General features: G+C 79.6%; 1 pseudogene. It reads left to right on the top strand.

What is annotated here, in order from left to right:
• Positions 1-1,182: pseudogene (locus tag AWC27_RS17100) on the top strand (PE family protein); the annotation flags it as partial.

The following is a 1,182-nucleotide window of genomic DNA, read 5'->3' as shown; positions in this document are numbered from 1 at the left end:
CCCCCGCCGCTGCCGGCGGGGCCGGGGGCACCGACGGCAACGGCGGTCTCTGCTACGGCAATGGCGGCGCCGGGGGCGCCGGCGGCGTCGCTGCCGGCGCCGGCGGGGCCGGCGGGCTCGGCGGCAATGCCGCGACCCTGTTTGGGACCGGTGGCGCCGGCGGCGCCGGCGCGCTGAGCTTTGGCGTCGGCGGGGCCGGCGCCGCAGGCGGCGCAGCCGGCGCGCTGTTCGGCACCGGTGGGGCAGGCGGGGCCGGCGGTGCCGGCGGCGCCGGCGCGGGCGGCACGGGCGGTATCGGCGGCAACGGCGGTGTGTTCTACGGCGACGGCGGCGCCGGGGGCGCCGGCGGTACCACTGGCGCCCCCGGCGCTGTCGGCGGGATCGGCGGCAACGGCGGCAACGCCGGAATGCTGTTCGGCACCGGCGGCGACGGCGGCCATGCCGGGGGCGGGGGAGCCGCTGCCGGAAGCACCGGCGGCAATGGCGGTAATAGTGGTGCAATCGCCGGCTCCGGCGGTACCGGCGGCAACGGCGGGATCGGCACTGTCGGCGGTACCGGCGGCAAGGGCGGCAACGCTCTGGGGCTCTTCGGCGACGGCGGCGCTGGGGGCAACGGCGCCCTCGGCGGGGCCGGCGGCGCGGGCGGCAACGGCGGCGCCGGCGGACGGGCCGCGGTGATTGGTGACGGAGGTAACGGCGGCTCGGGCCAGTTCGGCCCCGGCATGCCCGGCGGTAGCGGTGGCAGGGGCGGCGACGCCCAGCTGTTCGGCACCGGCGGCAACGGCGGCAACTTCGGGCCAGGCACCCCAGCGGGCGCGCAGGGCGCAACCGGCGCCGCGGGCATCCTGACCTCCAACCAGGCCGTACTCGATGCGATCAACGCGCCAACCCAGGCGATGCTGGGACGCCCGTTGATCGGCAACGGCGCCAATGGGGCTCCCGGGACCGGCGCTAACGGAACCGACGGCGGACTGCTCTTCGGCAACGGCGGAACGGGCGGGACCGGCGCGAACGGCGTTACCGGCGGGGCGGGCGGCCGCGGTGGGGCCGCGGGGCTGTTGTCCGGCGCCGCCGGTGTTGGTGGCGACGGCGGGATCTCCGCCGCGGGCGTTCGGGCGCCCGGCGGCGCCGGCGGGGCAGGCGGCCTGCTCAGCGCGGGTGGTGCCGGGGGCTCCGGTGGGA

This window comes from Mycobacterium szulgai (assembly GCF_002116635.1).
Classification (GTDB): domain Bacteria; phylum Actinomycetota; class Actinomycetes; order Mycobacteriales; family Mycobacteriaceae; genus Mycobacterium; species Mycobacterium szulgai.
The sequence above is the reverse complement of the archived record's forward strand: the minus strand, read 5'-3'. Positions and strand labels throughout refer to the sequence as shown.